Source organism: Pseudomonas sp. 21, assembly GCF_000955805.1.
Lineage (GTDB): Bacteria > Pseudomonadota > Gammaproteobacteria > Pseudomonadales > Pseudomonadaceae > Pseudomonas.
In genome coordinates this window covers 40,651-47,569 of record NZ_JYOA01000001.1, presented here as the reverse complement: position 1 = coordinate 47,569, position 6,919 = coordinate 40,651, and the positions used below count along the sequence as shown (strand labels likewise).

The following is a 6,919-nucleotide window of genomic DNA, read 5'->3' as shown; positions in this document are numbered from 1 at the left end:
TCGCTCCTACAGGTAAAGCTGGATCAGGCGCGCGCCTCGGCCTTTTCGAACAGCGCCAGCAGGTCGCGCAGCGTGCTCCCCAGGTACTCGCCCGCGCGGTAGGCCGGCTTCGCCGCATCACCGCCAGGGCCAATTTCCCTCGGTGCATCCCGCGGCTCCACGCTGTTCTTGTAGGAGCGAGCNTGCTCGCGAACCGCCTGAAAACGGCGTAGTCCATGACTCTGTTCGCGAGCAAGCTCGCTCCTACAGGCAAAGCTGGATCAGCTGCGCGCCTCGGCCTTTTCGAACAGCGCCAGCAGGTCGCGCAGCGTGCTCTCCAGGTACTCGCCCGCGCGGTACGCCGGCTTCAGTGCGTCGCCACCCGATACCACGTCCTGTGGCCGCTCGATGAAACGCCCCACCGGCTGGAAATCGCTATCCAGCACCAGGACGACAGGAATCAGGATCCGGTCCAGCGCCATGCGTTCGCGCAGATCGTCCTCGGCGCGCCCCTTGGTGATCACGGCCAGCTCCACGCGCGGTTGCAGGTGCTGCAGATGGTCCATCACGGTGACGTTGATCTGGCAGTCCGGGCACCACATCTCGCCGGCGATCAGCAGGCGGTAGCGGCCTTCGATGGCCTGGATGCGGCGCAGGGTGTCGGCGCTTAGGGTGCCGGGCTCGGCCAGCAACTGCTGGACCTTGCGCACGCCGGCGATTTCGCCGGGCAGGCCGTGGGCGACGAAGGCGTCGAAGCCCTCGCCGATGGAGAAGAGTTCCTCGTAGGAGGCCATGGGGATTTCCTTGAAGCGGGTGATGGCTCATCCCAGCAGAAATCCCCCTGGCGGGCAATCAGCTCTTGGCAGTCTGCGCCTTGGCTGCGGCCAGGTAGGGCGCCAGGCGGCGACCCATTTCCTCGCCCAGGGCCTGCAGGCCGCTGAGCGGACGGACCATCACCTCGAACTCGACGATCTTGCCGTCTTCGTCGAAGCGGATCATGTCGATGCCCTTGAGGTCCTTGCCGTTGACCGTGGCACTGAACTCCAGGACCACGTTCAGGCCGTCGCCGGTGGCCAGTTCGCGGTGGTAGGTGAAGTTCTCGAACACCTGCAGCACGGTGTTGAGGATGGTCGAGACGACTGGCGCGCCGGGGTAGGGCGAGTGCGCCATGGGCGAGCGGAACACCGCGTTGGGCGCCAGCAGTTGCGGCAGGTTGGACAGGTTCTTGGCAGCCACCATCTGGTGCCAGCTGGCCAGCGAAGCGGCGGCCTGGGGATGCAGGTTCAGTGCAGTCACGGGAGTTCCTCCTGAGCGTTCTTGTTGTTCACTCAGGACGATACGGCCGGTCCGGCAGCTGGCTCAATGATCGGAAATGACAGAAGACTGATCCTGGCGTACAGCGCTCTCAGTGCGTCGCTGGGCTGATCAGGTAACTCACCAGCTGCGGATCGTCCCCCGGCTCGATGCTTTGCACCGGGCGCGGCAGGTCGGCGAACACGGCTTTCCAGAAGGCCGCCGCCACCTCGTCCTGGGCGTAGAAACGCACCAGCCAAGGACCGGGATTGCCCAGCAGCACCTGGTTGGCCAGCGCGCGGCCGATGCCCATGCGGCGGTACTTCTTCAGCACGAACAGGTCCGACAGCTCCAGCGCGTCGATGCCCGGCAGCTCGCTGCCTTCCACCAGCAGGAAGCCGGCGATGAAGCCGTCGGCGAGGATCAGGTTGGCGCTCCACTCCGGCTCGCTCCAGTAGCGCGCCAGGTGCTCCTCGTGGATGTAGAAGCGGCCGTCGACCTCCACGTCCTCGTCTTCCCAGTCCGACGACTCGTAGGCGTAGTACTGGTAGAGGTTGCGGATCAGGTCCTGGTGTTCAGGGCCGGTCTGCACCAGCTGGATGGAAAGATCGTTCATGGTCAGGGCTCGCGGAAGGCGGAAGAGGGCGCGTGACCGCCATTGTCGCCCATTCCCATGGCAATTCCAGTGGCGCACGGGTTTGAACCACGCAGTGGCGGGGTGCGATGATGCTGTCGCATTTCCCTTCGAGATTCCCCAGTGAGAACCGACAGCCGCCTCTCGCGCATGCTCCACGTGCTGCTGCACATGGCCCGCGACGACCAGCCCGTGACCTCCGAGCGCATCGCCCGGATGCTCGGCACCAACCCGGCCGTGGTGCGGCGGACCATGGGCGGCCTGCGCGAGGCCGGCTACGTGCGTTCGGAGAAGGGCCACGGCGGCGGCTGGACGCTGGACTGCGACCTCGGGCAGGTGACGCTGCTGGACGTCTACCGCGCAGTGGGCAGCGAGCGCCTGTTCGCCATGGGCTTCGACAACGTGCACCCGGACTGCCTGGTGGAAAAGGTGGTCAACGACGCGCTGCAGGACGCCATGGAGCAGGCCACGGCCATCCTCCTGGAGCGCCTGGGCGCCGTGTCCCTGGCCGATCTGGCCGAACGCTTCACCGCGCTCTACCCGAAAGGCCGCTGAGAGTGGCCGGCTGAAATAGCGGTTGATGACTGACGTTGACCCTGTGCGCTCACTCAAGTTACTTTAAAAGTAACGAAAGATTCGAAGCCTTGTTCATCATCCCCAGGACCGCTCCCATGCTCGATCTCTTGAACTCGCCGCTAGCCGGCGCGCTGTGGACCTGCCTTGCCCTGGCCATCGCCTCCGCGGCCCTGTCCATGACCGTTACCCAGACCGAACTTTTCGCACCCCTGCGCGCGCTGGCCTGGAAAGTCCACCCGCAGGCCGGCCACCTGTTCCAGTGCTTCTACTGCTTCAGCCACTGGGTGGTGATCGCCGGCACCCTGGTCTACCGTCCGGTAGTGATCGCCAGCGGCTGGGCGCCGATCGACTGGCTGGTGGCGACCTTCTTCACCATCGCCCTCACGGCGATGTTCTGCGGGCTGCTGTTCAAGGTATTCCTCACCGCCATGGCCAAGGCCGTGAGCGAGCGGGAGCTGAAGAAGCTGTTCGCCAGCGAGTGAAACGCAAGGGAATCTGCATGAACCACTCCGAACTGATGGCACCATTCCACGACCCCGAGGCCGCCGCGCGCTACGCGGAAAATCCGCCGCGCTTCGTCCCCGGCCTGTTCGACCTGCACCGCATGGCGGCCATCCTGCTGGCAGAGCAGGCACCGCACGACAGCCACGTGCTGGTGCTTGGCGCGGGCGGCGGCATGGAGCTGCGGGCCTTTGCCGAGGCCCAGCCAGCCTGGCGCTTCACCGGCGTCGACCCCTCCGCCGAGATGCTCGCGGTGGCGGCGCAGATGCTGGGGCCGAATGCTCCACGCGCGGACCTGCTGCAGGGCTACATCGAAGACGCACCGCCGGGTCCGTTCGACGGCGGGGCCTGTCTGCTGACCCTGCACTTCCTGCCCGAGGCAGAACGCCTGCGCGTGCTGCGCGAGATCCACACCCGCCTGAGGCCCGGCGCGGTCTTCGTCATGGCGCACCTCTGCGTGCCGCAGGGGGCCGGTGAACGGGCGCGCTGGCTGTCGCGCTATGCCGAGTTCGCCGTCAGCGCGGGCATGCAGGCGGCCAGCGCGCAGCAGGCTCGCAGCGCCGTGGACGCGCACCTGAACATCCTCACTCCCGAGCAGGACGAAGCGCTGCTCTGGGAAGCCGGTTTCAGCCGCATCGAAGCCTTCTACGTCGGCTTCGCCTTCCGCGGCTGGGTCGCGCTCGCCTGAAGGCCCCTGCATGGGCGATCTCCAGGGGGCAGTCTGCTAGGCTGGCGTCCCGTTTTGCGCTGGACGCCAGTCGATGCAGATTCCTGCCACCCACATCATCCACCAGACCGAGCACTGGCTGCTCAACCACCATCTGGCGTCCGCCCTGCCGGGTTACCTGATGCTCGGCTCGAAGCAGCCGGTGGCATCCCTGGCCGACCTGCCGGAAGCCGCGCTGGCGGAAATGGGCGTGTTGATGGCGAAAGTCCAGCGCATCCTCGAACAGACGCTGCAACCCAAATGGCTGTACATCGGCCGCTTCGGCCATTCGCCGGGCCTCCCGATCCACTTCCATTTCATCCCGGTGTACGCCTGGGTGGAGGAAGCGTTCTGGGCCGATGCGCGTTACCGTTCGCTCACCCAGTTCGCCCATGTCGAGGACGCCGCCACCCAGACCGACGGCGCCGAGTTGACCCTGTTCGTCTGGCGCGAGTTCGGCGAAGCGCCCGTACCACCCGTGGTGAAGGGGCCTTCGATCGAGCAGGTGATCGCGCGATTGCGGGAGGTCTTGTACTAGCAGCATCGCGGTCGGGTTGGAGCTTTCCCCGTGGCTAACTACGCTCTTCCGAGGGGCCGGCAGCGGTCATCGACAGGTCGCAAATCGCGGGGAGAACGACATGCGTGCTGGGCTCATATCGCTGGCCCTGATACTTCTGCTGGGCTGTACGCATACGCCTGAGTCTCAGGGGCTGTACGTCTCCAGGGACACGGGACTGGCGGAACCGAAACTGCAGTATCTGGGGGTGGGCGGCTGGCTGATGCATTGGCGTGGCGAGGGCTTCGTGATCGGACCTTCGTTCAGCAATCCCGCCACGCTGGGCCTGCTCGGCCTGCCGCCGATCACTGTGCGGCCGAATGAGCCCAGGATCGATCGCTACATGCCTCTGGCTCCGGACGTGACCATGTTGCTGGTGGGGCATGCGCATTACGACCATCTGCTTGACGTGCCCCGCGTCATGCAGATCCAGACGCCCAATGCCAAGGTCTATGGCTCCGAGACGGTCGGGCACATTCTGCGAGCCTCGCGCAGTGATCGGGATCCCCGCCCGCTGGTGGATCCCAGACGTATTGTCGTACCGGCCGACGACCAGATAGCGCCGGTCGGAGTGCCGGATTACCGTGGCACCTGGTTCTATTCGTCCGGCGAACGGTTACAGGACGGCGATGATCCGGCGAGGCTGCCCAACGGACGTCCGAAAGGCACCATTCGCGCCATGCCCGTCGCGAGCATGCACGCGGGGCACATACTGCGGCACAACTTTCTGCCGGGCGCCTATGACAATGACCTGGAAGAGGCGCCGACCTATATCCGGGGCTGGAAACTCGGGCACCACACGCTGGCATGGATCATTGACCTGCTGGGGCCGGACGGCCTGCCGGTCTACCGGATCCACTTCCAGGACAGCGCCGCGCGGCCGCCGTTCGGCTTTCCGCCGGTACTCGCCGATCGCAAGGGCTTTGACCTGGAAATTCTCTGTGCTGCCAGCTGGAACCAGGTGGACTACTACCCTGGAGGCCTGTTGCGTGTTACACGGCCGCGTCTGGTAGTGCTTGGGCACTGGGAAAACTTTTTCGGCAACGATCCCGGCCAGCACGCGCGGACCATACCCTTGCTGCGGTACGACGGGCTCATCGAGAACATCAGGCGCGCTGGTTATGGAAGTCGCTACAAGGTGCTCGAACCGTTGACGGAAATTGCCCTGCCGGGTGTCGAGTGAGCGGCCGGTGACTCGGCAGGCGCGCTACCGAGTCACCGGGTTCGTCAGAACTTCAGTTGGATTTTCTTCTTGTTCAGCCGACTGCCTCTGCGATCGTAGTAATTGACTTCGACTTCGGTTGGCGAGACGGAGATCCGCGCGTAGTTGTCGTCGGAGTAGATGTCATCCGAGAGCAGCCTGGGGATGTACTGTTGCCCTGGCGTACCTTCGAGATCCACGTCGAAGGCGAAGTCATGATCCTGCATGCGGAAGAGCGGCCAGAAGAACGACGAGGACACGATGTAGTGCACGCCGAATGCCTTCTGTCCCCGCAGCTCCAGCTTGCCGGCGAATGAGCAGTGCACATCGCCGGAAACGAAGACCACCTTGTTGATGGCATTGGTGCGGATGTGCTCCAGGATGATGTGGCGCTGCTGCTGAAATGCGCCCCACTTGTCGTCGTTGTCTGAGCGCAGATCGGGAAAGATCGGTACCGAGGTCACCACCATCTTGACCTGGGGCGTAGGTGCGGACAGCCAGTCGAGCAGTGCCTGGAGCTGGCGCTCGCTGATAATGCGGGGAGGGCCGCTCCTGGGGGCGATGACCCTCTCGGTGCGGGTGTCCATGACGAACCAGGCGGCACAGCCGTCGCTGAAGGTATACCAGTAGCGATCGGGTATCCCGTCTATGCGACCATCCGGCGTCGCTCGCAACAGCGGGCCGTGGCTGCACTGGTAGATCTGGTAGGCGTACATGGCGTGGGTGAACAAGGTGGTGGCGGAGCCTTTCCCTGCATGCTTCGGCCAGTTGTCCTCGATCTCGTGGTCATCGAGGATCATGTAGGTGGGTAGATTGGCCATCAGCTGGCGGAGGTACGGCTGGCTGAAGACGGAGCGATACCGCAGCAGAAATTCATCGATGGTGGTGTCGGGAGCGATCAGATTCAGATCGTCCGCATAGATTTGATCACCGATCATCACCAGGCCATCGAGCGGCTGTTTGGCTCGTTGATCCAGGATGCTTTTGAACAGCTTGTCGCCGCGTTCCTCGCCGAACTGCTTTTCGAACAAGCGCAACAGGTAGCGACACGAACCGACCGCATAGTGGCGCTGGGTGACCTGGTCACTGGGCCCGGTGGTGAAGCTGTCGTACGGTCCGTCGGTCGATGTCGGCCATTCGAAAATGTTGGGGTCGAACAGGGCGAGCCGGTCGAGTCCGGTGTCGGCGAAGAACCAGCAGGCCTGGTACTCATAGGTGGTGTTGGGTACAAGGCCCTGGAGGGCTATGACGCCGGTGAAGTCGAAGTTGAACGTCAGTTTGTTGAATAGCGGGGCGCTCCAGGTCGGGCTGCCGGCAATTCGGCAACGGACTATGGCGAAGCAGCGGCGAAAGCCGTCGCCATCGCGCTGATCAAGTCCACGCAGAAATATTCTGGCCTGGTTGTCTGTGGTGAAGCCCACGATCGGGCCCACTGTAGGCAAATTGAGTTTCATGAAGGATTCTCCGCTCCGT

General features: G+C 64.2%; 10 protein-coding genes. 5 read left to right on the top strand and 5 right to left on the bottom strand.

Annotated elements, in window-relative coordinates; all coding sequences use genetic code 11:
- Positions 1 to 23: 23 nt before the first annotated feature.
- From UB43_RS29905 to UB43_RS00230, 4 genes are all read right to left on the bottom strand, one after another.
- Positions 24 to 161 carry a hypothetical protein gene (locus tag UB43_RS29905; protein WP_156160309.1) on the bottom strand — a complete coding sequence of 46 codons (138 nt, stop codon included), beginning with the start codon at positions 159 to 161 and terminating at the stop codon, positions 24 to 26.
- Between the two features lie 99 nt (positions 162 to 260).
- On the bottom strand, positions 261 to 773 hold the full coding sequence (locus UB43_RS00240) for a thioredoxin family protein (protein ID WP_045207258.1): 513 nt from the start codon (positions 771 to 773) through the stop codon (positions 261 to 263).
- Positions 774 to 831: 58 nt separating this feature from the next.
- Positions 832 to 1,275, bottom strand: a complete 444-nt coding sequence (locus UB43_RS00235; protein WP_045207256.1) for a nuclear transport factor 2 family protein — start codon at positions 1,273 to 1,275, stop codon at positions 832 to 834.
- Between the two features lie 109 nt (positions 1,276 to 1,384).
- Positions 1,385 to 1,888: a GNAT family N-acetyltransferase gene (locus UB43_RS00230; protein WP_045207254.1), complete on the bottom strand. Its 504-nt coding sequence runs from the start codon at positions 1,886 to 1,888 to the stop codon at positions 1,385 to 1,387.
- A gap of 141 nt (positions 1,889 to 2,029) precedes the next feature.
- Between UB43_RS00230 and UB43_RS00225 the strand changes: the two genes are divergently transcribed.
- From UB43_RS00225 to UB43_RS00205, 5 genes are all read left to right on the top strand, one after another.
- Complete coding sequence (locus UB43_RS00225) at positions 2,030 to 2,461, top strand: Rrf2 family transcriptional regulator (protein WP_045207251.1); 432 nt, start codon at positions 2,030 to 2,032, stop codon at positions 2,459 to 2,461.
- 116 nt (positions 2,462 to 2,577) lie between these two features.
- Complete coding sequence (locus UB43_RS00220) at positions 2,578 to 2,964, top strand: hypothetical protein (protein WP_045207248.1); 387 nt, start codon at positions 2,578 to 2,580, stop codon at positions 2,962 to 2,964.
- Positions 2,965 to 2,981: 17 nt separating this feature from the next.
- On the top strand, positions 2,982 to 3,671 hold the full coding sequence (locus UB43_RS00215) for a class I SAM-dependent methyltransferase (protein WP_082085729.1): 690 nt from the start codon (positions 2,982 to 2,984) through the stop codon (positions 3,669 to 3,671).
- A 73-nt stretch (positions 3,672 to 3,744) separates the two neighbouring features.
- A complete protein-coding gene (locus UB43_RS00210) occupies positions 3,745 to 4,227 on the top strand; it encodes an HIT family protein (RefSeq protein ID WP_045207246.1) in 483 nt (160 codons plus the stop codon).
- A 100-nt stretch (positions 4,228 to 4,327) separates the two neighbouring features.
- On the top strand, positions 4,328 to 5,428 hold the full coding sequence (locus UB43_RS00205) for an MBL fold metallo-hydrolase (protein ID WP_045207245.1): 1,101 nt from the start codon (positions 4,328 to 4,330) through the stop codon (positions 5,426 to 5,428).
- 44 nt (positions 5,429 to 5,472) lie between these two features.
- Here the strand turns inward: UB43_RS00205 and UB43_RS00200 are convergent, their stop codons facing one another.
- Positions 5,473 to 6,900 (bottom strand): alkaline phosphatase D family protein, encoded by a 1,428-nt coding sequence (locus tag UB43_RS00200; RefSeq protein ID WP_045207243.1) that lies wholly within the window; start codon positions 6,898 to 6,900, stop codon positions 5,473 to 5,475.
- Positions 6,901 to 6,919: the final 19 nt, after the last annotated feature.